This is a genomic window from Catenulispora sp. MAP12-49, assembly GCF_041262705.1.
Classification (GTDB): Bacteria; Actinomycetota; Actinomycetes; order Streptomycetales; family Catenulisporaceae; genus Catenulispora.
In genome coordinates, this window is the sequence record NZ_JBGCCP010000002.1 from 1 (window position 1) to 22131 (window position 22131).

The 22131-nt window shown below is 69.6% G+C and carries 25 protein-coding genes and 5 pseudogenes; 12 read left to right on the forward strand and 18 right to left on the reverse strand.

Annotated elements, in window-relative coordinates; translation table 11 throughout:
• From ABIA35_RS04120 to ABIA35_RS04130, 3 genes and pseudogenes are all read left to right on the forward strand, one after another.
• Nucleotides 1–573, forward strand: a pseudogene (locus tag ABIA35_RS04120) (F0F1 ATP synthase subunit alpha); the annotation flags it as partial.
• A gap of 157 nt (nucleotides 574–730) precedes the next feature.
• Nucleotides 731–1294: a hypothetical protein gene (locus tag ABIA35_RS04125; protein ID WP_370356658.1), complete on the forward strand. Its 564-nt coding sequence runs from the start codon at nucleotides 731–733 to the stop codon at nucleotides 1292–1294.
• 219 nt (nucleotides 1295–1513) lie between these two features.
• On the forward strand, nucleotides 1514–2485 hold the full coding sequence (locus ABIA35_RS04130) for an acyl-CoA desaturase (RefSeq protein ID WP_370356660.1): 972 nt from the start codon (nucleotides 1514–1516) through the stop codon (nucleotides 2483–2485).
• A gap of 7 nt (nucleotides 2486–2492) precedes the next feature.
• Here the strand turns inward: ABIA35_RS04130 and ABIA35_RS04135 are convergent, their stop codons facing one another.
• The 3 genes from ABIA35_RS04135 to ABIA35_RS04145 form a co-directional block, all read right to left on the reverse strand.
• Nucleotides 2493–4319, reverse strand: coding sequence for an APC family permease (locus ABIA35_RS04135; RefSeq protein WP_370356662.1), 1827 nt, complete (start codon nucleotides 4317–4319; stop codon nucleotides 2493–2495).
• 110 nt (nucleotides 4320–4429) lie between these two features.
• On the reverse strand, nucleotides 4430–5155 hold the full coding sequence (locus ABIA35_RS04140) for a GAF and ANTAR domain-containing protein (RefSeq protein ID WP_370356664.1): 726 nt from the start codon (nucleotides 5153–5155) through the stop codon (nucleotides 4430–4432).
• A gap of 112 nt (nucleotides 5156–5267) precedes the next feature.
• A complete protein-coding gene (locus ABIA35_RS04145) occupies nucleotides 5268–6002 on the reverse strand; it encodes an ANTAR domain-containing protein (RefSeq protein WP_370356666.1) in 735 nt (244 codons plus the stop codon).
• Between the two features lie 223 nt (nucleotides 6003–6225).
• Here ABIA35_RS04145 and ABIA35_RS04150 point away from each other — a divergent pair, with 223 nt between their 5' ends.
• The 3 genes from ABIA35_RS04150 (at nucleotide 6226) to ABIA35_RS04160 (ending at nucleotide 7524) form a co-directional block, all read left to right on the forward strand.
• A complete protein-coding gene (locus ABIA35_RS04150; protein WP_370356668.1) occupies nucleotides 6226–6801 on the forward strand; it encodes a hemerythrin domain-containing protein in 576 nt (191 codons plus the stop codon).
• Nucleotides 6802–6974: 173 nt separating this feature from the next.
• On the forward strand, nucleotides 6975–7331 hold the full coding sequence (locus ABIA35_RS04155) for a PRC-barrel domain-containing protein (protein WP_370356670.1): 357 nt from the start codon (nucleotides 6975–6977) through the stop codon (nucleotides 7329–7331).
• A gap of 28 nt (nucleotides 7332–7359) precedes the next feature.
• Nucleotides 7360–7524, forward strand: a complete 165-nt coding sequence (locus ABIA35_RS04160) for a hypothetical protein (protein WP_370356672.1) — start codon at nucleotides 7360–7362, stop codon at nucleotides 7522–7524.
• Between the two features lie 111 nt (nucleotides 7525–7635).
• Here ABIA35_RS04160 and ABIA35_RS04165 read toward each other — a convergent pair.
• The 10 genes and pseudogenes from ABIA35_RS04165 to ABIA35_RS04210 form a co-directional block, all read right to left on the reverse strand.
• Nucleotides 7636–7839, reverse strand: a pseudogene (locus ABIA35_RS04165) (iron-containing redox enzyme family protein); the annotation flags it as partial.
• A 193-nt stretch (nucleotides 7840–8032) separates the two neighbouring features.
• Nucleotides 8033–8401: pseudogene (locus ABIA35_RS04170) on the reverse strand (ATP-binding protein); the annotation flags it as partial.
• 55 nt (nucleotides 8402–8456) lie between these two features.
• Nucleotides 8457–8750, reverse strand: a complete 294-nt coding sequence (locus tag ABIA35_RS04175) for a DUF4193 domain-containing protein (protein ID WP_370356674.1) — start codon at nucleotides 8748–8750, stop codon at nucleotides 8457–8459.
• A 167-nt stretch (nucleotides 8751–8917) separates the two neighbouring features.
• Nucleotides 8918–9475, reverse strand: coding sequence for an RNA polymerase sigma factor (locus ABIA35_RS04180; RefSeq protein WP_370356676.1), 558 nt, complete (start codon nucleotides 9473–9475; stop codon nucleotides 8918–8920).
• A gap of 366 nt (nucleotides 9476–9841) precedes the next feature.
• A pseudogene (locus ABIA35_RS04185) lies at nucleotides 9842–10887 on the reverse strand (IS5 family transposase).
• Between the two features lie 31 nt (nucleotides 10888–10918).
• Nucleotides 10919–11212 (reverse strand): GlsB/YeaQ/YmgE family stress response membrane protein, encoded by a 294-nt coding sequence (locus ABIA35_RS04190; protein WP_370356678.1) that lies wholly within the window; start codon nucleotides 11210–11212, stop codon nucleotides 10919–10921.
• 114 nt (nucleotides 11213–11326) lie between these two features.
• Nucleotides 11327–12241, reverse strand: coding sequence for an SRPBCC family protein (locus tag ABIA35_RS04195; RefSeq protein WP_370356680.1), 915 nt, complete (start codon nucleotides 12239–12241; stop codon nucleotides 11327–11329).
• A 243-nt stretch (nucleotides 12242–12484) separates the two neighbouring features.
• Nucleotides 12485–13168 carry an STAS domain-containing protein gene (locus ABIA35_RS04200; protein WP_370356682.1) on the reverse strand — a complete coding sequence of 228 codons (684 nt, stop codon included), beginning with the start codon at nucleotides 13166–13168 and terminating at the stop codon, nucleotides 12485–12487.
• 265 nt (nucleotides 13169–13433) lie between these two features.
• Complete coding sequence (locus ABIA35_RS04205) at nucleotides 13434–14165, reverse strand: GAF and ANTAR domain-containing protein (RefSeq protein WP_370356684.1); 732 nt, start codon at nucleotides 14163–14165, stop codon at nucleotides 13434–13436.
• A 63-nt stretch (nucleotides 14166–14228) separates the two neighbouring features.
• Nucleotides 14229–14924, reverse strand: a complete 696-nt coding sequence (locus ABIA35_RS04210; protein WP_370356686.1) for an ANTAR domain-containing protein — start codon at nucleotides 14922–14924, stop codon at nucleotides 14229–14231.
• Between the two features lie 160 nt (nucleotides 14925–15084).
• Between ABIA35_RS04210 and ABIA35_RS04215 the strand changes: the two genes are divergently transcribed.
• The 3 genes and pseudogenes from ABIA35_RS04215 (at nucleotide 15085) to ABIA35_RS04225 (ending at nucleotide 15934) form a co-directional block, all read left to right on the forward strand.
• Entirely contained in the window at nucleotides 15085–15258 is a 174-nt protein-coding gene (locus ABIA35_RS04215) for a MerR family DNA-binding transcriptional regulator (protein WP_370356688.1), read from the forward strand.
• Nucleotides 15240–15575: pseudogene (locus tag ABIA35_RS04220) on the forward strand (alpha/beta fold hydrolase); the annotation flags it as partial. The gene ABIA35_RS04215 and the pseudogene ABIA35_RS04220, both read left to right, overlap by 19 nt.
• Complete coding sequence (locus ABIA35_RS04225) at nucleotides 15572–15934, forward strand: STAS domain-containing protein (RefSeq protein WP_370356690.1); 363 nt, start codon at nucleotides 15572–15574, stop codon at nucleotides 15932–15934. The pseudogene ABIA35_RS04220 and the gene ABIA35_RS04225, both read left to right, overlap by 4 nt.
• A 61-nt stretch (nucleotides 15935–15995) precedes the next feature.
• Here ABIA35_RS04225 and ABIA35_RS04230 read toward each other — a convergent pair whose 3' ends face one another.
• Nucleotides 15996–16409, reverse strand: coding sequence for a hypothetical protein (locus ABIA35_RS04230; protein WP_370356692.1), 414 nt, complete (start codon nucleotides 16407–16409; stop codon nucleotides 15996–15998).
• A 94-nt stretch (nucleotides 16410–16503) separates the two neighbouring features.
• On the reverse strand, nucleotides 16504–16983 hold the full coding sequence (locus tag ABIA35_RS04235) for an STAS domain-containing protein (RefSeq protein WP_370356694.1): 480 nt from the start codon (nucleotides 16981–16983) through the stop codon (nucleotides 16504–16506).
• 495 nt (nucleotides 16984–17478) lie between these two features.
• Here ABIA35_RS04235 and ABIA35_RS04240 point away from each other — a divergent pair, with 495 nt between their 5' ends.
• The gene (locus tag ABIA35_RS04240; protein ID WP_370356696.1) at nucleotides 17479–17652 is read left to right on the forward strand and encodes a CsbD family protein; all 174 of its coding nucleotides are present in this window, start codon (nucleotides 17479–17481) and stop codon (nucleotides 17650–17652) included.
• 170 nt (nucleotides 17653–17822) lie between these two features.
• Here ABIA35_RS04240 and ABIA35_RS04245 read toward each other — a convergent pair whose 3' ends face one another.
• The 3 genes from ABIA35_RS04245 to ABIA35_RS04255 all read right to left on the reverse strand — a co-directional run bounded on the left by ABIA35_RS04245 (nucleotide 17823) and on the right by ABIA35_RS04255 (nucleotide 19760).
• Nucleotides 17823–18185, reverse strand: a complete 363-nt coding sequence (locus ABIA35_RS04245; protein ID WP_370356698.1) for an ANTAR domain-containing protein — start codon at nucleotides 18183–18185, stop codon at nucleotides 17823–17825.
• A 73-nt stretch (nucleotides 18186–18258) separates the two neighbouring features.
• Nucleotides 18259–18723: an AAA family ATPase gene (locus ABIA35_RS04250; RefSeq protein WP_370356700.1), complete on the reverse strand. Its 465-nt coding sequence runs from the start codon at nucleotides 18721–18723 to the stop codon at nucleotides 18259–18261.
• Nucleotides 18720–19760, reverse strand: coding sequence for a LacI family DNA-binding transcriptional regulator (locus ABIA35_RS04255; protein ID WP_370356702.1), 1041 nt, complete (start codon nucleotides 19758–19760; stop codon nucleotides 18720–18722). The genes ABIA35_RS04250 and ABIA35_RS04255 overlap by 4 nt, the downstream gene beginning before the upstream one ends.
• 240 nt (nucleotides 19761–20000) lie before the next feature.
• On the opposite strand from ABIA35_RS04255, the gene ABIA35_RS04260 reads away from it, so the two are divergent.
• Both ABIA35_RS04260 and ABIA35_RS04265 read left to right on the forward strand, forming a co-directional pair.
• On the forward strand, nucleotides 20001–21029 hold the full coding sequence (locus tag ABIA35_RS04260) for a substrate-binding domain-containing protein (protein ID WP_370356704.1): 1029 nt from the start codon (nucleotides 20001–20003) through the stop codon (nucleotides 21027–21029).
• Nucleotides 21030–21037: 8 nt separating this feature from the next.
• The gene (locus ABIA35_RS04265; protein ID WP_370357386.1) at nucleotides 21038–22087 is read left to right on the forward strand and encodes an ABC transporter permease; all 1050 of its coding nucleotides are present in this window, start codon (nucleotides 21038–21040) and stop codon (nucleotides 22085–22087) included.
• The last annotated feature ends 44 nt before the right edge of the window (nucleotides 22088–22131 follow it).

Genomic DNA, 22131 nt, shown 5'->3' on the forward strand with positions numbered 1-22131 from the left:
GAGACCGACCTGTTCAACTCCGGTGTCCGTCCGGCGATCAACGTGGGTACCTCGGTGTCCCGCGTCGGCGGTTCGGCGCAGGTGCGCGCGATGCGCTCGGTGTCGGGTTCGCTGCGTGTCGAGCTGGCCCAGTTCCGCGACCTGGAGGCGTTCGCCGCCTTCGCCTCGGACCTGGATGACGCCTCCAAGTCGCAGCTGGCCCGCGGTCAGCGCATGGTCGAGATCCTCAAGCAGGGCCAGTACGAGCCGTACCCGGTCGAGGAGCAGGTGGCCGCGATCTGGATCGGCACCTCGGGCTCGGTGGACGACGTGCCGGTGGCCGACGTGCGCCGTTTCGAGAAGGAGTTCATCTCCTTCCTGAAGACCGACCACGCCGGCGTCCTGGGCTCCATCCGGGAGACCGGCCAGCTCTCCGACGACACCGTCTCGGCGTTCAAGGACGCGGTCGCGCAGTTCAAGCGCGGCTTCGAGCTGAACGACGGCACGCTGCTGGCCGACCAGGACAAGGCCGAGGCGATGGACGAGGAGGACGTCGGCCAGGCGACCATCCCCAAGTACGTCAAGTCCAAGTGAGGTAGCGGTCAAGGTCGGGTGACGGAGCACCAGAAGCTCCAAGCTCAAGCGCCCTGAAGTCTGCGCCGCCATGAAGTATGTGCGCGTATGTGTGCCACCCCGTTTGGATCCGGCGATCCGGGTCCCCATGGGCGGAAGCCCCTTTGAGGAGGCCCTTATGGTCCCAGCCACGCTCATCACCTTCGTTGCCGTCGTCCTGTTCATCGCCGTCGTCGCGGCCGGCGGCCGGCGCGGGAACACCAAGCGCGAGGTCCGAACCGCGTTCGGGCCCGAATACGCCCGCGTGCGCTCCGAATACGGCGGAACACGGGCCGCGGACCGGGAGCTGGCGCGGCGCAACCAGATGTACGGCAGGTTGCGCCTGGAACCGGTCAGCGCGAACGACCGGGACCTCTACATCTCGTCCTGGGAGCGCCTCGAGGGCCGTTTCCTCGAGGAACCGACGTTCGCCCTGGCGGGGGCCGGGCAGCTGCTCGACCGGCTGCTGGAAGCCAAGGGCTATCCCGTCGACGACCGGGGCGAGCAGCTGGCGCTGCTTTCGGTCCGGCACGGAGGCGTCCTGGCGGGCTACCGCCAAGCGCTGTGGGTCAGCGAGCGTCTGCGGGCCGATCCGGCGTCGCTGCCGATCGACGTGAAGCGCGAAGCCCTGATGCTGTACCGAGCGCTCTTCGACGACCTGCTCACCGCACGGGGCGCGGTGGTTCCGGGCGGGACGCGATAGTCGCAGGCCCTCCCCGAGTAACACCCCTGGACCGGTGCCGCGTCTCTCCCAGCGGGACGCGGCACCGCTACGCACAGCGCCTGGCCGGTACCCGGCCGGTGGTCGTACAATGTGCGCGAAGAGCTCACATCATCGCAGTCGACCGAGTTTCCGATCAGGTCTAGACCTCACGCCGGTCCAAGGACCCGCCTCGCTGCCTTCATCAGTGAGGTGCCCACCGTGTCTGCTGTTCCCTACGACGGCGCTGAGCCGTTTCCCGGCCGCCCGCCGACCGCCACGGCGCCGCTCCAACGCCGGGTCCAGGTGGCCGTGACGGCCCTGCTCGTCGTCGCACCGCTGCTCGGGCTCGTCGCCGCGGTGTGGTTGCTTTGGGGCAGGGGGGTCGGCGCCGTCGATCTGCTGCTGGCGGCCTTCTTCTACTTCCTGACCGGATTCGGCGTGACCGTCGGCTTCCACAGACTGCTGACCCACCGCAGCTTCACCGCCACGCCGGCCCTGCGCGCGGGGCTCGCGGTCGCGGGATCCATGAGCTTCCAGGGGGCGGTCATCAGCTGGGTCGCGACCCACCGGCGGCACCACGCGTTCACCGACCGGCCCGGCGATCCGCATTCGCCCTACCGGTACGGCACCGGACCGGTGGGTCAACTGCGCGGCCTCGTCCATGCGCACTTCGGCTGGCTGTTCGGCGACGACCCGACCGACGTCGGCCACTTCGCCCCGGACCTGGTGGCCGAACCGGTCATGCGCCGCATCTCCGGGATGTTCCCCGCGCTGTGTGTGGCGTCTTTGGCCTTGCCGGCTCTGGCCGGCTGGGCGATCGGCGGCTTCGCCTGGACAGCCGGAGTCACGGCGCTGATATGGGCTGGGCTGGCCCGGGTGTTCCTCCTGCAGCATGTGACGTGGAGCGTCAACTCCCTGTGTCACCTGCTGGGTACGCGGCCCTTCGCGACCCGCCGGCACGACCGGGCCACCAACCTGTGGCCGCTGGCCCTGCTGTCGATGGGCGAGAGCTGGCACAACACCCACCACTCCGATCCGTCCTGCGCGCGGCACGGCGTGGACCGGGGCCAGATCGACCTGTCCGCCGGAGTGATCCGCCTGTTCGAGAGGCTCGGCTGGGCCACCGACGTCCGCTGGCCCGACGCCCGGCGCCTGGCCGAACACCGGCTCGGCCCGGCTTGCCCGCGGTGACCGCCGTCTACCGGGTGGCCAGGCGGTAGGGGATCGTGCAGATGACGACATCGGTGCTGGCGCGCAGGACCGCCGCCAGCAGCAGGCCGCGTTGGTTCTGCAGGATGCGGTAGCGCCAACGGCGCGGCTGGACCTCGACGATGAGGACGGCGATCTGCCGGTCGCCGTCGGCCGCCTGACGGACGTAGCCGACCATCGGGTGGACCAGCGACCGGTGCGGGCTCACCAGGGTCTCGAGCCGGACACCGGGATCCCACCGGTCCCAGGCGGCGCGGAACCGCGCGCACTGGTCCGGGTCCGGCCAGACGCTGACCGCGACCACGTCCTCGGCCAGGGACCGGGCGGCGGACAGCGCGTGCTCGGTCAGCCTGCTGACGCTTCCGACCGGGACGATCATCAGGCCACGGGTCGGCTGTGGCGTCGGCGCCGGCGTCGGCGTTCTGGACAGGTCGAGTTCGCGGCCGACCGCTGTGTAGTAGCTCTCGATCCGGGCGAACAGCAGCATCAGCGCCGGCACGGTGAGCACGACGACCCAGGCTCCGGCGGCGAACTTGGTCGCGATGAACACGACGGCGGCCAGCCCCGTCAGGACGGCGCCGGTGCCGTTGAGAGCGGCGCGCAGCCTCCAGCGCGGCGGACGTTCGCCGAACCAGTGGCGGACCAGCCCCGTCTGGCTGATGGTGAATCCGATGAAGACCCCGATCGCGTACAGCGGGATGAGCCGGTCGGTGGCCGCGTCCACCGCCGTCAGCAGCACCCCGGCCAGCAGCGCGAGGGCGACCACGCCGTAGCGGTACACCGGGCGCTCGGCGCGCAGCCCGAACAGGTGCGGCAGGCGGTCGTCGCGGGACAGCAGGCTCATCAGCACCGGCAGACCGCCGAAGCTGGTGTTCGCGGCCAGCGCCAGGATCAGGGTGACGATGATGCTCGTGGCGTAGTAGGCCCAGCCGGTTCCGAACGATCCCGCGGTGAGCTGCGCCAGCACCGTGACGCCGCCGCGCGGTGCGACGTGCTGCCGGTGGATCAGGATCGACAGGCCGAGCAGCATCGCGGCCAGCAGCGCACCGAGCATCAGCTCAGTACGCTGAGCCCGTTCGGCGCGCGGTTCGCGGAAGGTCGGCACCCCGTTGGCGATGGCCTCGATCCCGGTCAGGGCCGAACAGCCGGCGGCGAAGGCCTTCAGGACCAGAAGCACGCTCACCGCCTCGACGGCGTGGACGGGGGCAGCGGTGCCCACCACCGCCACCGGATGCGTCCGGAACAAGCCGGCGCCGATGACGGCGAAAACGGCGCCCAGGAAGAGCAGCATCGGCAGCATGAAGACCCGGGCGCTCTCGGCGACGCCGTACAGGTTGACGGCCGCGATCAGGACCAGTCCGAGCAGGGCCAGGCCGAGGATGTGGTGCGCCAATGAGGGGAACACAGAGGCCAGGCTCGCCGCGCCGGCCGCCAGGCTGACCGCGACGGTGAGGACGTAGTCGACCACCAGGCTGGCGGCGGCCAGCAGACTGACGGTGGCGCCCAGGTCCTTCTTGCCCACCGCGTAGGCGCCGCCCCCGTCCGGATGCACCGCGATGACCTGGCAGTAGGAGACCACCAGCACCGCCAGCAGCATGGTGATGGCCACGGTGATCGGCAGCGTCAGGCGCAGTGCGGAGGCGCCGGCCGTCGCCAGGACCAGCAGTATGGCTTCCGGGCCGTAGGCCACCGAGCTCAACGCGTCCAGCGACAGCGCGGCCAGGCCGCCGAAACTCGTCAGGTGATCCTTGTCGCCCTCGCCATGGCGGCGTGGAACGCGCGGCATGAGTTTCTTCGGCGCCGTTCCATAGCCCATGGCACACCCGGATCCCTGCTGTCGATGCCCAGTCCGGCCAACGCTACCGATCAGATGGCGGGATCGGCCGGACCGCCACCGAACAAAACGCAGGTCGACCGACGCACCGCTCAGACCTGCCACGGTCCGGATGCCGCCGCGCCTTCGGCGACGTCACGGGCCACGTCGGACAGTCGCACGTTGTGCTGGCGGGCGTGGTCGCGCAGCAGGGTGAAGGCCTCGTCGACGCTGATCTGGCGGCGTTCGGCCAGCACGCCCTTGGCCTGTTCGATGACGATGCGGCTGTTCAAGGCGCTCTGCAGCTGTGCGGCGAGCAGTTCGGCCTGGTGCAGGCCGCGCTGGGCCAGGATGCCGATGGTCGCCACGTCGGCCAGCGCCTGTCCGGCACGGATGTCGTCCTCGGTCAGCACCCGGCTTTGGGCGCTGAACAGGTTCAGCGCTCCGATGACGGTCTCCCGCAGGCGCAGGGGCAGGGCGTGCACGGCCACGAAACCGGAATCCCGCGCGGCTTCGGCGAACCGGGGCCAGCGCTGGGCGTTGGCCGCCAGATCGGCGTTGACCACGGGGCTTCCGGAGCGGCAGCAGTCGATGCAGGGGCCTGCGTCGTTCTGCAGCTCGAACAGCTCCACCAGCCGCGCGCTCTCGGTGGAGGCCGCCGCGGCGTGCAGGTGACCGCGCTGGTCGACGAGCGTGATGCCGGCGGCGTCCACGTCCAGGAGCTGTACGCACCGTCCGGCCAGGGTGAGCAGGAAGTCGATGACGTCGAAGTCGTCGACCAGGGTGTCGGCGACCTCGACGAACGTCTCGACGAGTTGTCGTTCACGGGTCACGCTCATGCCTCCAAGGTAGACCTGCCGGGGAACCCGCGGTTGTGGCCGCGCAGTCCGGCCGGGGCCGGGGGTGTCACAGGTCCAGGTGTCACAGATCCAGGTGTCACAGATCCAGGCGTCACGGATCGGGGTGTCGCAGGTCCGGCTCGCCGAAGCGCAGTCGGCGGGCCACCACGTCGGCGGCGACGTCGGTGAGCAGACGATCCTCGGCCCAAGCATGGGCCCTGAGCCGGACCAGCGCCTCGGCCAGGCTCACCCCGAGCTGCACACTGGCCATCCCGGTCGCCTGGTGCACCTCGGCCCGATAGGTCACCGGCTGCGCCGAGCCGGGCCCCGGCCGGCCGGTGCCCTCGGGTGCGGGCCACCGCCGGTGCAACAGCGCCAGCGTCACCGCGTCGGCCAGCGCGAGGGAGTCGGTGACCTGGCCGGGCGTGAGGGGGCCGGGAGCGCTCCGATGCGCCAGCATCGTTCCGACGCCGATCGCCCCGATCCGCAACGGGAAGACGAACACCGCCCGCGCGCCCAAGTCGATCGCGGCCGGGGCGAACGCCGGCCAGCGGGCCAGGGCCGCGGCCAGGTCCGGCGTCAGGACCGGAACCCCGGTCGCCGCGGCGTCCCGGCTCGGTCCCTCCCCGAGGGCGAACTGCAGGTCCTCCAACTCGGTGCCGACCGCCCCACCGCCCCAGGCCGGCTCGGTGCCGGCCGGCGCGGTACCGACTCCGGCACAGATGCCGTCGACTCCCACGATCGCGGCCACTGCCGAGGAGGCCAGGTGCGACAAACCGTCGGCGTCGTCGCCGGCGCCGCCATGGTCCAGCCGGGCCAGGACCATCGCCATCGGGTCGCTGACCACGCCGGCACCGCCTTCCTCCGAACGCGCCAACGGCACCGGACGCCCACTACGGTAGCCCCTTGAAGACCGGTGACGTGGAAGACGCGGGCGGTCATCCAGCCGTCGAGCGACCGGAAGGCCTGTTCCCCGGGGTTGTTTACCGGTCGGCGGGCAGGACACCAGGGGGTATGCGGCCCATCGCCGCGATCCGCGTGCGACAGCACGCACCAGCATCGGAGCCGCCATGCCGACGACCGAGGACACGCCCGACGTCATCGCAGTGCTCAGACATGACCACCAGCACGTCGAGGAACTGTACAAGAAGGTCCAGGACCACGCCCGATTCCGCAACCGCCGCAGGGAACTCGCCGATCAGGTCATCATCGAGCTGATTCAGCACATGGTGGCGGAGGAACAATACGTCTACCCGATTGTGCGCGCCGCGGAAGGCGGACAAGCCGTGGTGGAGCACGCGCTCGCCGTGGACGCCGAGGCCGAGGCGCTCATGAGGCGGCTCGAACCGCTTGAGCCGACCGATGAGGTCTTCGATCGGACACTCATCAAGCTGATGGCGCTGACCCGCTCCCATGTCGCCGACGAGGAGGCGCGGTTGTTTCCCCGTCTGGCCGCCTCCTGCCCCGCGGCCGAGCTGAGCGAGCTCGGCGAGAAGGTCCAGGCCCGCAAGTCGGTCAGACCGGCCAGGCCCTACCCGCCGGCTCCCGCGGCGCCGGAAGGCACCCTGGTCGTCGGCCCGGTCCGGGGCCTCACCGACCGGCTTCGCGACGCGCTGGCACACGGCGGTGCCGAAGCCGGTGGATAGCCGTCGGCCTCGCCGTAGATCTCCTGTGGCTGGTCGCCATCGGTGTGACGGGTGATCCGACGGGTTTCTTCCGCAATGTTTGGTTTGCGCTCTTCAGCGCACAAGGAAGGTGCGAAGGCCGAGGTCGTCAGACCGGGCGGCACGTGTCGCCGGCCGCAGCGGAAGGAGACACGATGATCGAGGCAGCGGACCTGCGCGAGTGGCGCACGCACGATGTGGTCGACGTCGGCGGGCACAAGATCGGCTCCCTGGAAGCGGTCTACGTCGACACCAGCACGGACGAACCCGCGATGGCGACGGTCCAGGTGGGCTTGCCCACCAGGCACCGCCTGGTCTTCGTCCCCCTGGACGGCGTGATCGTCGGACCCGGGTACGTCAAGGTCAACTATCCCAAGTCGCTCGTGAAGGACAGTCCGGCGATCGGCACGGACGATGTTCTGCCGTTCGAGGACGAGGAGGCCGTGTTCAAGCACTACGAGCTGCCCTACGAGCCCGGTGCCTCCGGGGAGCGGCAACTCGCCCGCCGATGACGGTCGATCCGGACCGGGAAGGAGCGCCATGGTCCTGTTCCTGCTTGTGATCCTGGCCGCGGTGGTGCTCGGCATCATCGGCGCCGTCGCCCACGGCCTGTTCTACCTTCTGCTCATCGGCTGTCTGCTGGTCGTCGCGGACCTCGTCTACGGCGTGGTCCGGCTGCGCCGGCCGCGAGTACGACAGCGGTGAGGAGCCACTCACCAGTCGGCCCGCGCCCAGATACGCCGACCACCCGCTGACCGCCGCGATCGACACGATCGCGGCGGTCAGCGGGCTATGGCCTGCCGATTGTCTGCCCGGTCAGAGCGGGGCCCGCAGTGAGCTCCGGCCGGCCTCCCACGTGCCGATCAGCTGATCGGCGAGGCGGTCCTCCAAGAATCCCGTGGCCGCGGCACCGAACGCCACATCGGCGGCGAGTCCGGGCTCGTCGGCGAGCAGGCCCCCGGCTATGTCGTGGCGTGCTATCTGTTCGTGGACCGCGTCGGCTTCGATGTGCTCCGCATAGCTCCCCATAGGGATCGGCCTGGGCGACGATCTCCACCTCCGGAAGCTTTCCGCCCGCTCGGTATGCTCCGGTCACGGCAGCCGACAACTCGCCCCGAGGCAGAGGAATCAGGGGTTTCTCCGAAGTCGTCATCACGTCATCACCAGTCTCGTCCGCCTCCCCGTGAACACACCCGATCAACATGCACCACACGCGTTTTCCGCCGCGTTCGGCGAACTGGACGCCCCACTCGCTGGCGAGCCTGGCGACCAGCACCAAGCCGCGACCGCTCAGCCCGCGCTGTGTGGCGGGGGTGATGCGGGGTTCGCCAGGACCGTCGTCATAGACGCCGACGACCAATCCGGCGCCGGTCAGCTCCAGATCGACGGACATCTCTGTGCGTGAATACCGCACGGCGTTGGTGACCAACTCGCTGACGACCACACGGCCGTCCTCCGCGTACTGTTCGGCGCCTTCGGAACAGACGAATCGAGTGAGGAATTCCCGCGCTCGCCGGGGTGCGCCCGATTCCGGCGCCAGCTGAATGGTGGCGGCGGCCGTAGCGTCGGATTTCGTGGTCACCGCCTCCGGCTACCCGAATGCCGGCATTCCACACCTGCCGGAAATCGGCGGCCTTTCAGGCGCAGTCTTTGCAGATCCATTCACGGCGGGTGTGGCGCGCCAGGAGGCTCCGGTGTTGGACCAGAAAGCACCTGGAGCAGGTGAACTCGTCGTTCTGGGCCGGCAGAACCTGGACGGTCAGTTGCTCGCCTGAAAGGTCCGCTCCGGGCAGATCCAGCGATTCGTTGTCGGGTTCGTCCAGCTCAGCCACGCGGGTGGCGGTTTTGGCGTGGGCGCCCTTCAGCTCCTCGATGCTTTCTTCAGCCAGGTCCTCGTCGGTTTTGCGCGGGGCGTCGTAGTCTGTGGCCATGGTTCCTCCAAGATTTGCTCTGCTCGTCGGCGCCAACATCATAGGTCAGGAGAATATTCCACATGGGCCACACTGAAATTGCGCCGTGGCCCCTGCTGTCCGGTGCGCAGGATTGCAAACAGAAAAAAATGACCCGTGATTTTCGGCGCGGGAGCCGACCCCTTGTGTCAGGGGACTTTCGAGACGAGACCGGACCCCGCTACGTGGATGAGGGCTTCAGACAGCAAAGCCGCCGCGTCCTGTTTCGGTAGCTCCAGCGCGAATGCCAGTGCTCCGAGCGACAGCTGACCGTAGCAGCTCAGCAGAACCGCGTCGCGCTGCGGTTCGGGCAGGGCGAGCAGCACCTGGCGTACGTGCTGGCCGCGGCGATCGGGGGTGGCCGGGGGACCAAGGGCCGGTCGCCGCGGATCGCCGGCGGCTCCGAGGCTTCGGCGGACGGCGATCTTCATCGCCCACGCCGTCGCGGCCTCCGGTTCCGACGGACAACTCGGGGCGGCGTACCACATGCCTTCGAACGCCTGCACAGCGGCCGCTTCGGCACGATCGTGGTCACACGTCACGGCTTCGGCCATGGCCCAGACGCGCGGGGCGAGGAGAGCGTAGACCGTTGCGAAAGCACGAGTATCGCCTGTTGCGGCCCGCTGGAACAGTTCGGCGAGCCGGCTCGATTCCGATTCCGGCGAGATCGTGGACGGTCGAGCGGCGCGGCCTGTGAGCAAGGACATCAGGACCTCCCAGGGATATGAATCTCGGGGGACGGCGCGCGACGGCTGCGATTCAACCCGGTCGATATCCTGTGCCTGACAGTGAATGCACCCGAGGGGTGTGAGACCCTGCCTGCCCGGTCGGCTGATGAACGTGCCTGCTCGGGCTCGACGTAGCGGCGCCGATTCAAAGCGCCGGGGTCTGGAACGCTCGGGGAACTACACAGCAGCCTACACCCGTCGATATGACACGCATGATCATCCGGCGTGGCTGGTCGAGGATGCCCAGGGCCGCCGCTGCGGAGGCAGCGGCGGCCATGTCGTCCGGCTGGTCGGCGTCGCGACTTTGTCAGGCTTCGGAGACTCTAGGCCGCGTTCAGGAATGTCTCAAGGGTTGCGTATCCAGACCATGATGCTCACGAGGGTGACGGCGGCCTCGTAGCTCTCGGCGAGCTTGTCGCATCGCGTGGCGATACCGCGCCATTGCTTGAGCTTGTTGAAGCATCTCTCGACGCTGTTCCGGAGTTTGTACAGCTCAGGGTCGAAGGAGACCGGCCTGCCGCCGGCGCTGCCCTTGCGCAGCCGGGCGGCGGCCTGGTCGGTCTTCTCCGGGATCACCGCGGTGATCTTTCGGCCCCGCAGATAGGCACGGTTGGCCTTCGAGGAGTACGCCTTGTCCCCAAGGACCACCTCCGGGCGCCGCCGGTCGGCACCGCCCCGACCCGACTTCACTGCGATCTTGTCCAGGACCGGCTGGAACTGCGGCGAGTCCCCGGCCTGCCCAGCGGTGATCACAATCGACAGTGGCCGGCACCGGCCGTCGGCTGACAGGTGGATCTTCGTGGTCAGTCCACCGCGGGACCGTCCGAGCTTGGCTGCGGCAAGCCGGGCCTGGCGCCGCCGCCGGACGGCCCGGCCTGCGGCGACCTGCGGATCTTCCGCCGGATCACCGGCCGCGGCCGCGTCAGTGCCTGTTCCACGAACGCCCGGATCTGCTCCGATTCGTCCCTTCCCGGAGCCCCCTTTTGCCGAGCCTTCGTCTGATCGATCACCTCGACGAACTCCGTCATCGTCGCCTCATCGACCACCGCCCCGGCCGCGTGCTGATGCGCCCGGTTCGTCGTGGAATCCACCGACACCCGCCAGTCGATCGCACCCCGGGCCTCAGCCTCGTCCAACACCGCCGCGAACAACCGCTCCCACACGCCAGCATCCCGCCACGTGCGGAAACGCTCGTAGACCGTGCCCCACTTGCCGTAGCGCTCGGGGACATCGCGCCACGGCGAACCCGTGCGGTACTTCCACATGATCCCGTTGAACTGGGCACGCAAGTCCCATGACCTGCGGCCCAGCTCCGAAATCGGGATCAGCGGCGCGAGCCGCTCCCACTCCTCATCGGACAGATCGAAGCGTCCGCCCACCCCGGAAACCATGTCAAGAAGCTACATCAATCCTGAACGCGCCCTAGTGGCGCAGTCCGTGGCGGCGACTGGTTCGCAGTCCGCGCCCGCCGCCGGTCACCAGGTGCATGACGGCCAGCAGCACGATCGCTCCGGCGAAGGCCGTGACCCACGTGGAGATGTTGAAGAAGCCCTGGATGTTGTCGACGTGGAACAGCTTGTCGGCGATCCAGCCGCCGAGAAGGGCTCCGGCGATGCCGATCACCGTGGTGACGATGATTCCGTGCGGGCTGCCCATGACACGGTCGGCGATCAGGCCGACGACGAGTCCGAGCACGATCCAGGCGATGATGCCCATGGCGGATCCTCGTGTTTCCCCGGCCATCGTCGACCGGATTCTGGGGGGTCATATCTGCGAACAGGCACCGGATCGGCCCTTGTCCGCAGGCGTATATGTCTCGGGTGCGTACTTCTACTTCGGGAAAGGCGTGTCTTGTACGGCGTGCAGCTCCTCCGCCAGCTCCTGCCGGCGGTGCGGGGGAAGCTCGTTCAGGCGCGGGAACTCCTGCTCTTCTTCGGCGGTGGCATGGGCCAGCACGGCCTGGTGGAACGCGTGGAGTTTGGTGCCGAAGTCCGGGTGGTCGACCCCGAGGGCCTTGAGTTCGGCCAGTGTGCGGTCGGCCGTCTGTTCTTCCTCGATCCGATCCGCGGCGATCTGTCGGCCGCCGGTGGCGTCCTCGCGGATCACCGGATGCACGACCTGCTGTTCGCCGGTCTCGTGGGTGTGCAGGAGGTCGGTCAGTTCGCCGAACAGCTGTTGCCGGGCCTCCCAGGTCGCGGTCTGGAGCCTGGCGAACGCCTGCTTGATCTCTTCGTGCTGGCCCATCAGGACCTGCACGATGTCGCCGCCTTGGGCGGCGCCCCGGTCTTGCGGCGCGGGCCGGTCGCCGCGGTACTGCCCGGTCGCGGTTCCCTGCTCCTCGATGAACTTCTTGAACCGTACGGTGTCGGCCTTGACCTGGTGGGCGTCCAGATTCAGCAGGCTGCCGGCCTTCTCCACGAAGCCCTGCGGATCCCAGACCAGCTGGACGGTGACCCTGGTCTGGTCGGCGGCCAGGCGGTGGAAGGTGACGACGCCGGCGTGACTGGTGTCCCCGCCGATGCTCTTCCACGCGATCCGCTCATCAGGGTGCTGCTCGGTGATCTCCGCGTCGAACTGCCGGCGCGCTCTGCCGACCGAGGTGACCCAGTGGGTGTGGAGCTCGTCGGTCCGGGTCACCGACTCGACGCCCTCCATGAACAGCGGGAACGACTCGAACTGGGTCCACTGGTTGTAGGCGGTGCTGACAGGCACGTTCACGTCGACCGATTCGGTCACATCACTCATGGGTCTCCCTTGCGGTTCTCGGTTCTGCGAACCCGCTCCGGGCCAGGGTCCATGGCCGCAGACGGTCGCCCGGACGACTGCGCATCCACCAGGGGCCGCGTCAGCCGGTGAGCGGCGCGATGAAGCGCTTCCGGTCCCGGGTGTCCGACCGCTTACAGAGCAAACAAACACCCGTCAGCGGTCGTGTCGCCCGGTTTGCATTCCGCAGCGGGGGACAGCAGGAATCGGGCGGCTCGCCGGCGATCAGTCAACTGACGGTCTGAAGGGAGCGCCGCCCGGGAGACCAGGAGGCAGACCGTGGACGCTCATGCGGAGTTCACCATCGGCAGCGAGGTCGAGTGCGGCGGCGATGGGGTGTGCGGGGAGCTTCAGCGTGCGGATGGCTTGTCGTGTTTGACGGTCGGCAGCGCCGCGAACCAGATCCAGGACGTGCAGCCGCAGCATCTCGGTCCCCGGACCCGTCGCGGTGCGGGCCAGGCCGGCGGCAAGGCGGTCGACGAGGTGATCGACGAGCTCGACGACGGCGGTGTCGGAGGCCGCGGCCAACTCCGGCTCGGTCATGGCCGAGGACCAGACCAGCTGGTGGCTGAAGACCTCATCAGGGCTCGGCGGCGGGTCGAGAACGCTCCAGACCGCCGGCGGCAGGACGTCGGAGGATGACGCCGGGGCGGCCAGGAAGCTCGACCCGGCGGGCAGGCCCAACAGCTTCAAGAACCGGGTCACCACCGGGGAGACCCCGGCCGCCTCGACGCTGCCGCCGGCGGCGCGGGCATAGTCCTCGATCGCCAGCAGTGCGCGCAATCCGGCACAGTCGAGAAAGGACACCGCGGTCAGGTCCAGGCGGAACCGGCGCCCGGGCGGGTCGAACAGGGTCCGCAGCCAGTGCGGCAGGCGGGCCAGGACCGCCAGGTCGACGGCGCCGTGCACGACGATCGTCGATGGCTCGAGGGAGGAAACACGAAGTGGGACGTTCACTGTGCAGGCCCTGCCCCTCGTGGTCACGGGGCACGCCGCGCTCATCGCGACGGCTGCCTCAGGGATCTGTGGCCGCGTCCGTCCCGCCGCTGCGTGCCTGATCCATGACGCCGGGGTCTGGAGCGTCACGCACTGTCGCAGACTCTACCTTCGCCGCGCTGCCTGGGGAACGTCGTGGCGTACGGATCCTGTGTCGCCGGGTGATCAGGCCGTGTGATCAGGCTGTGCCCAGCAGTTCGGTGTCGGTCGAGGTGCCGTTCGCGACCGCCCGCGCCAGGTCCGACAGGCGCACGTTGCGGCTGCGGGCGTGCCCGCGCAACAGCGTGAACGCCTCGTCCACGCTGATGCCGCGCCGCTCGGCCAGCACCCCCTTGGCCTGCTCGATCGCGATCCGGCTGGTCAGTGCGTACTGCAGCTGCTCGGCCAGCAGGTCGGCGTGCCGGAAACTGCGGTGGGCCAGGATGGCGACGGTGGCCACGTCGGCCAGGGCCTGGCCGGTGCGTACATCCGCCTCCGACAGGGTGCCGGGCCGTTCGCAGAACAGGTTGAGCGTGCCGATGACCTGCTCGCGCAGCCGCAGCGGCAGCGCGTGCGCCGAGACGAAGCCGGTGGCCCCGGCGGCCTCGGCGAACCGGGGCCAGCGGACGGCGCTGGCCCGCAGGTCGATGTTCACCACGGGGCGGCCGGTGGTGAAGGCCTCGATGCACGGCCCGACCTCGGATTGCAGCTCGAACAGCTCCAACAGTCGCGCGTTCTCCGTGGAGGACGCCGTGGCGTGCAGCACCCCGGCGGGGTCGGCCAGCATGATCCCGGCGGCGTCCACATCCAGGATGGCCACGCAGCGCTCAGCCAGCGTGTGCAGGAAGTCGATGACGTCGAAGTCCTCCACCAGCGTGTCCGCGGTGTCGACGAACGCCTCGGCGAGCAGTCGTTCGCGCGTCATGTCCATGCCTCCAAAATATGACCAACGGTTCTGTCCGGGGTACAGCCCGAGCGGTGAACGACGATGGAGCTACAGCCCGTCGAAGCGCAGCCTGCGGGCCACGACGTCGGCGGCGACATCGGCGATCGGGCGGTCCTGGCCGTAGGAGTAGGCACGCAGCCGGACCAGCGCCTCGGCCAGCCCGACACCGAGCTGCACGCTGATCATCCCGGTCGCCTGGTGGACCTCGGCCCGATAGGTCTCCGGCCCCGCCCATCCCGCGGGAACCGCGACGTCCAGAACACCTTCCCGCACCGACCGGCGGCCGATCAGCACCACGGTGATCGCACTGGCCAGAGTCAAAGCATCGGCGTACTCGCCGTCGGCCAACGGACCCTGGGCCGCGCGGTTCGCCAGCATCGTGCCGACGCTCATCGCCCCGATGGACAGCGGGAACGCGAACACCGCCCGAACCCCCAGCGCCCCGGCGGCCGGGCTGAACGCCGGCCAGCGCGACTGGGCGGCCAGCAGGTCCGGGGCCAGCACCGGCAGTCCGGTGGCGGCGCAATCGGTCCCCGGGCCCTGGCCGAGGGTGAACTGCAAGTGGTCCACCTGCGCGCTGACGGCACCGCTGCCCCAGGCCAGGGCGCTCCCCACGGGGCCGGTGCCGATCCCGGCGGTGACCCCGTCGACGCCCAGCGCCCCCGCGGCGGCCTCGGCGGCGGCCCGGTCGTCCCCGGGGAGCTGGCCGGTGTTGCGGTCCAGCATCGCCAGAACCGTCGTCATTCGAGCGCTGACCATGCCGATGTCGCCCTTCGTCGCCCCGCAACGATAACCGTTGCTTGGACGAGTGAGTTCTTTAGACCCACCGTACCCAAGGCAGCAGATCCAAACGTCCTACGTTCCGACTGGAAGATCGCGGTGCGCCCGGCCGTTGCGGCCTGTTGTGCAGATCAGTGAAGCGGCCAGAGTCAGCGGCGTGAGTGCGCGGTCGTTGCGGCATTACGAGGACGAGGGCTTGATCGTCCCCGGCCGGTGCGGCAACACTCGGTCAGCTCGATACGAGGACGAGGGCTTGATCGTCCCCGGCCGGTGCGGCAACACTCGGTCAGCTCGATGATCGGGGTGCTGGCCGCGGTGCGCGAGCCGGAGCTGTTCGCGCAGTTGGTGCCGCTGGCGCCGTTCCTGTCCGATCACCGCGCCGACCTGGCCGGGGTGAGCGTGCCGACGCTGGTGCTGCAGTGCTCGCGGGACGCGATCGCGCCGCTGGAGGTCGGCGCGTTCGTGCACGCGGCGGTCGCCGACAGCACCCCGGTCACTCTGGACGCGACCGGGCACTGCCCGCAGCTGGACTCCTTCGGCGACGGCCTGGACGACGACACCGCCCTTCTGGCGTTGAGCGTGCCGGCCCGGCCGGCAGATGGAGAACCGCGGTGAGGGAACTGAGCATCGCCACGCGCACCAGCGTCGCCTGGCACGTCATCGCGCTGACCGGGGAGCTGGATTTCCGCACCGCCCCGCAGCCGCACGCCGCGTTGCAGGCACTGGAACTGGGCCCGGACCGCGGCCTGGTCATCGATCTGGACGGTCTGACGTTCTGTGACTCCAGCGGGATAGCCGCCGTGCTGGTCGCCCGCAGACTCGCCGACGCGGCCGGGGCCCGGCTGGCCCTGGCTGCCGTGCCCGGCCGAGTCGCCCGAACCTTCGAACTCGTCGGGCTGGACCAGGTGTTCACCATTCATCCGACCGCGGCTGCCGCCACCGCGGGGAACCTGGCCCAGACCGAGCAGGGCTGACCGAGCCCGCCAGGCCGGCCAAGGTCGTTTCGAGCCCCAGCGGCAGTACCTCCAGCGGCGGTCACCTTCGCTTCCACAGGGCAGCGACGAACCGCCGCAGCCGCGCGGGACCGGTGGCAGCCCGCGGAACGGCGGCTCCGCCTCCGAAATCGGCGCTGATCAGAGCGTCGATCCGATCGCGATCGTCGGTGCTCGCCTGCGCGAGGCGCGTGGCGGTTTCAAACCTCATATAAGCCACGGCGATCCTGCCGGGGACGTTGTCGCGTTGCGCCTGGCACAGGGCCTCGTACGCCTCAAGGCAGTCCGTGACCGTCGCCTGCAGCAGTTCCTCGGTCAGACAGCGCATTTCGTACAAGTCCCGGCGCCAGGCGAGTTGTATATGGGGTTCGGCGCGGTTATCCGGGATGTCGTCGACGGGCGTGGATGTCGAGGTGTCAGAGTCGGTGGAAGGCCGGGCACGACGGAAGACGGACATTCGCAGATTCCTTAGTCGTAGGCCGTTCGAACAAGGCGTGAGCGCCGCTGTGCAGGACGGCGGCTCCATACTCGGCAGGTGGTGCAGTCTCCACTCAGGGCCGGCGGTAGGTGCAGGTAAGGCTGCTGTCGGCGACCGGTGCGATGCGTGAACCGCACACGGGACGGCCGCGGTTCGGCCCGGCTGGAACCCGGTGCCTGGCGGCGCAGGAGCCGAACATGCGCGGGATCTCGCCTGTGTGGTCGGCTGAACGGGTCGGCGCCGTCGCGGCGAGGTAGCTCGAACCCGGTGGAAGACCGGCCAGTTCCAGAACTCTGTCGACGGCCGGCGACTTCGCTGCCAGCTGTATGGTCCGGTCCAGGTCCTTCGCGCACTGCGCCATCGTGAGCAGTGGGCGAAGCCCGGCACTGTTCATGAAGGTCACGCCGGAGAGATCCAGACGGATTCCGCGGGTGCGGACGTGCAAGAAGCGTCGCAGCGACCTCAGGAGTTCGTTCGAGGTGGCCAGGTCGAGGTCGCCCGCTACGGCGACGACCGCGTGGTCCGGATGCAGCCCGGACAGGTGAACGTCCATGATTCCGCGCCTTCGGCAAGGCGCGGCCACGCACTAGGAACCGGGCCGTCGGACGAGGGGCGGCCTGGACATAGCAGTGGCGGCGCCGGTCCAAAGCGCCGGGGTCCGGGACGCTGGGGGTCTTGACCGCAGCGTACCCCTTTTGACGCGACACCGGTGATCGCCTGACGGGCCGGCCCGCCCTCGCCGCGCCGTCGGTGTCCGGAGGCCGCGGTGGTGGGGTGCTGGGCGGTCCGACGGCGGCGACAGCGCCGTCCGCGAGAAGGGCTCCGGCGATACCGGTCACCGTGGTGACGACACCGTCGATTGGGCCGTTCAGGGGATGACCCGCACGACGACGGTGCGGCCGTGGAGCCCCCTTCGCCACCGCCGTGGGTGGAGCACCGGTGAGGCGGTGACGGGGCGTGACATCTCGGGAGAATCGCCGATCGCGCGCATGGGATTCCCTTTCGGGGGCATTCGGTACGAAAGATCCACATATCCAAGGAGGACGCCATGAGCGCCGAGAAGAAGATCAAGCACACCACCCAGGCTGCCAAGGGCAAGGCGAAGGAAACCGTCGGCAAGGCCGTCGGCAACGAGCGCCTCGTCGTCAAGGGCAAGGCTGAGCAGGCGAAGGCCGATACGGCCCAGGCCGGCCAGAAAATGAAGGACGCCGTCAAGCACTGACACGCGAAAGGTGAGTGCTGTGCGGGGACTCGGACTCCGCCCCGCCCTGATTCCCCCTGCGGGATGTCGTAGAACCGCAAGTCCTCCAGGCCACGGTGCCCAGCTGCCAACCCGCTTCTGACCCGCAGGTCCGGACGGATGCGATCATCCCGGTGTGCCTGATTCGCGCCTCACCGCGCTGTGGCTGTGCGGGTGGTTGTTGCGGGGGCGCCGAGTGGGTCCAGGTTGGTGATGGTGCCCTCTGCGACCTCCCGGGCCAGGTCGGACAGGCGGAGGTTGTTCTTGCGGGCGTGGGCGCGCAGCTGGGCGAATGCTTCGGCGACGCTGATGCCTTGGCGTTGCGCCAGTGCCCCTTTGGCCTGTTCGATGGCGATGCGGCTGGTCAGGGCGGTTTGCAGCTGGGTGGTCATGAGTTCGGCGTGGAGCAGGTTGCGGTGGGCCAGGATCCCGATGGTGGCGACGTCGGCGAGGGCTCGGCCGGTGCGCTGGTCCTGGTCGGTCAGGGAGCCGGGTTGCCCGATCCGCCCGCACACCGCCTTTCACCTGCCGATCTCAAGTCCGGGGCGGACGTTGCGCAGGCTCTCGACGGTTAGTCCAGGCGCGCGATCAGCTCACGTGCTCCAGAACGATGTCGGCGACCTCGGCCACGGAAACGGTCGTCACCACCTCCAACGTCGCCGACCTGCGCAGCAACGGCTCAACCGTCCGCACGTACTCGAGGGTCTCGGCGAGCTCCGCCGGATCCTTGCCGTACGTGTTCGTCGTCCGGGTCGACAGTCGCTCGACCAGCACCTCCACCGGGGCGCTGAGCAAAACGACGTGGTCGAACCACGAGTAGTACGAGCTCTGGTTGCGGACCGTCCCCTGCACGAACAGCACGCCTGTCCCGCCGCCGAAACCCTCGCCGAGCACAGCTTCGATCCGGTCGCGTCGCCACAGCGGCTCGCCGTCGACGACCTCGTGAAAGTCGCCGTAGTCAGTGTCGACCGTCGCATAGCCCCGCGCTGCCAGCTCCTCCAGCAACGAGGACTTGCCGACGCCGGACATGCCGGTCACCAGCACACGCTTCACGCCGGCGCCGCGATCTCGCCCGACCCCCGAGCGATGTAGCGCGTCGGCACCACGGCATGCCGCGCCGGCCCCTCATGCCCGTCCAGCCGGGCGAACAGCAGCCGCGCTGCTTCGATCCCCAGCTGCGCGGGATCCTGCGCGATGACCGACACGCCCGGGGTCAGCAGGTCGGCGAGCGGGAAGTCGTCGAAGCCGACCAGCGCGATCCGGTGTTCCAGCCCTGCTTCCTGCAACGCCCGGCGGATGCCGATGGTGATCAGGTTCTGCCCGGACACGAACGCGGTCGGCGGCTCGGGGCTGGCCAGCGCCTCGCGCGCGGCCTGCTCGGCGGCCTCGACGCTGCTCAGGCCGCGTCGGATCGGGCCGGTCGGGCCTGCCTGTCCGGCCTGGCCGGCGGGGAACACGTCGGAGAACCCTGCCAGGCGCTCGCCGGCGGTCCAGATCGTCGCCTGGTCGCCGAAGTAGGCGACCCGGCGGTGCCCGGCCTCGCGCAGGCGGGCGGCCGCCGCGGCGGTGCCTTCGCGGTTGTCGACGGTGACGGTGTCGACGCCGTCCAGGTCGACCATGCGGTCCACCGCGACCAGCGGGGTGCCGAAGCTCTGTGCGGCGCGCAGGGCGTCGTCGGCGCGGCCGGTCGGGACCACGATCAGGCCGTCGGCGCGGCGGGCGGTGAACGTCTCCACCAGATCCCGCTCGCGGTTCGGGTTCTCGTCGCTGCTGCCGGACAGGACCAGGACGCCGCGCTCGGCGGCGGCGTCGGTGATCGCGCGTTGCAACGCCGAGGAGAACGGGTTCGCGACATCTTCCAGGACCAGCGCGACCGTGTCGGTGCGGCGGTCGGCGCGGCGCAGGCTGCTGGCCGTGGCGTCGTGGCGGTAGCCGAGTTCGCGGGCCGCGGCGCGGACCTTCTCCGCCAGCTCCGGCGCGACCCCCGAGGCACCGTTCACCACCCGCGAGACGGTGGCCAGGCCCACCCCGGCGCGATCGGCGACGTCGCGCATGGTGACGCCGCGCCCGGCGCCGCTCTGCCTAGCCACAGCACCCCCGAGATGTCGGAAACGGAACAGTCACGATCGACACCGATTCTCGCCTACCTCTGGACAGCGCGTCACATCGGCCCTACGGTACCAGGAAACGTTTCCAAGAAAACGTTTCCAGCAACCTTCTGGAAACGTTTCCCATCGCTGAACGCGCAGGTCGGCCCACCGCCAGCCGGCCATGCCGTCGCGCCATCGCACCACCCCGGCACGTCCGAAACCGACCCGAAAGGGATCCCCATGTCTGCCCTGTCTCCCCGGTCCTTGAGATCCGCGTCCCCGGCGATAGCCGCGCTCGTCCTCGCCGCCTCCCTGACCGCCTGCGGCTCCGGCGGCTCGTCGAGCTCCAGCAGTTCCGGCGGCTCCGGCTCGATCACCGTCGGCCTGATCACCAAGACCGAGACCAACCCCTACTTCGTCACCATGAAGAAGGGCGCGCAGGCCGAGGCCGCCAAGGACGACGTCAAGCTGCTCACCGCGGCCGGGGCCTACGACGGCGACAACGCCGGCCAGGTCACCGCGGTCGAGAACATGATCGCCGCGGGGGTCAAGGGCATCCTGATCACCCCGAGCGACCCCAAGGCGATCGCCCCGACCCTGGACCGGGCCCGGCAGCAGGGCATCGTCGTGATCGCCCTGGACACCCCGCCGGACCCGCAGAACTCCGCCGACGCGCTGTTCGCCACGAACAACCTCACCGCCGGCAAGCTCATCGGCCAGTTCGCCAAGGTCAAGATGGCCGACAAGCCCGCGAAGATCGCGATGCTGGACCTCACGCCCGGCGTGGACGTCGGCGTCCAGCGGCACGACGGCTTCCTGTCCGGCTTCGGCATCGCCGAGGGTGACGCGTCGATCGCCTGCGAGGCCGACACCGGCGGCGACCAGGCCAAGGGGCAGACCGCGATGGAGAACTGCCTGCAGAAGGCCCCTGACATCAACCTCGTCTACGCCATCAACGAGCCCGCCGCGATGGGCGCCTACCAGGCGCTCAAGTCGGCCGGCAAGGACAAGGCGGTGACCATCGTGACCATCGACGGGTCCTGCACCGGCGTCACCGCCCTGAACCAGGGCCAGTTCGCCGCCGACTCCCAGCAGTACCCGCTGAAGATGGCCTCCCTCGGCGTGGACGCGGTCATGAACTTCGCCAAGACCGGCAAGAAGCCCAGCGGCTACACCGACACCGGCGTCAGCCTCATCGCCGCCACCGCGGTGGCCGGCGTCGACTCCAAGGACGCCTCCTACGGCCAGTCCAACTGCTGGGGATCGTGAGCCGCCTGATGAACGCCGCGAGCACCGTGAGCACTACCACCGGAACCACCGGAACCCCTGTTTCCAGCGAGCACAGCGCCGCCGCATCACCCGAAGCGGCCCCGACCCGCCTCAGCACCCTGCTGCGCGTCCCGACCCTCGGGCCGCTGGGCGCGCTTCTGCTGGCCTGCCTGTACTTCTCCTTCGCCTCCGACCGGTTCCTGACCGGCGGCAACATGTCCCTGATCCTCCAACAGGTGATGGTGGTCGGCACGCTGGCCGTCGGCCAGTCCGCGATCATCCTCACCGCCGGGATCGACCTGTCCAACGGCGCCGTCATGGCGTTCGGCTCCGTCGTCATGACCAAGCTCGCGGTGGCCGGCGGGCTGCCGGTCTGGCTGGCGATCGCCGCGGGCATCGGGGTCTGCGCGCTGTTCGGCGCGGTCAACGGCTCGCTGGTGACGCTGGCCAAGCTGCCGCCGTTCATCGTCACGCTCGGCACGCTGAACATCGCGATGGCGCTGACCCACATCACGTCCAAGGAACAGACCATCACCGGTCTGCCGACCGTGCTGACCAAGCTCGGCGACACCTTCCCGCTCGGGCAGACCCGCGTCACCTACGGCTCGGTGCTGATGCTCGTGCTGTTCGCGGTGGCCTGGTACGTCCTGCGCCACACCGCCGCCGGGCGCCACCTGTACGCGGTCGGCGACAACCCCGACGCCGTGCGGCTGGCCGGGGTCGACGTCCGGCGCCAGCTGATCACCGTCTACGCGATCGCCGGCGCGCTGTACGGCATCGCGGCCCTGCTGCTGGTGGCCCGCACCGGTGTCGGCGACCCGCAGGCCGGCCAGACCGAGAACCTGGACTCGATCACCGCGGTGGTCCTGGGCGGCATCAGCCTGTTCGGCGGACGCGGCTCGATCGTCGGCGCGCTGTACGGCGCGCTGCTGGTCGGCGTGATCCGCAACGGCCTGCAACTCACCGGGGTCGACTCGGTCTACCAGATCCTCATCACCGGCATCCTGGTCATCGCGGCCGTGGCGGTGGACCAGCTCGCCCGCAGGAGGCGCAAGTGACCGCGCAGTCCAGTCAATCCAGCCCGACCACCGAGAACGCGCGC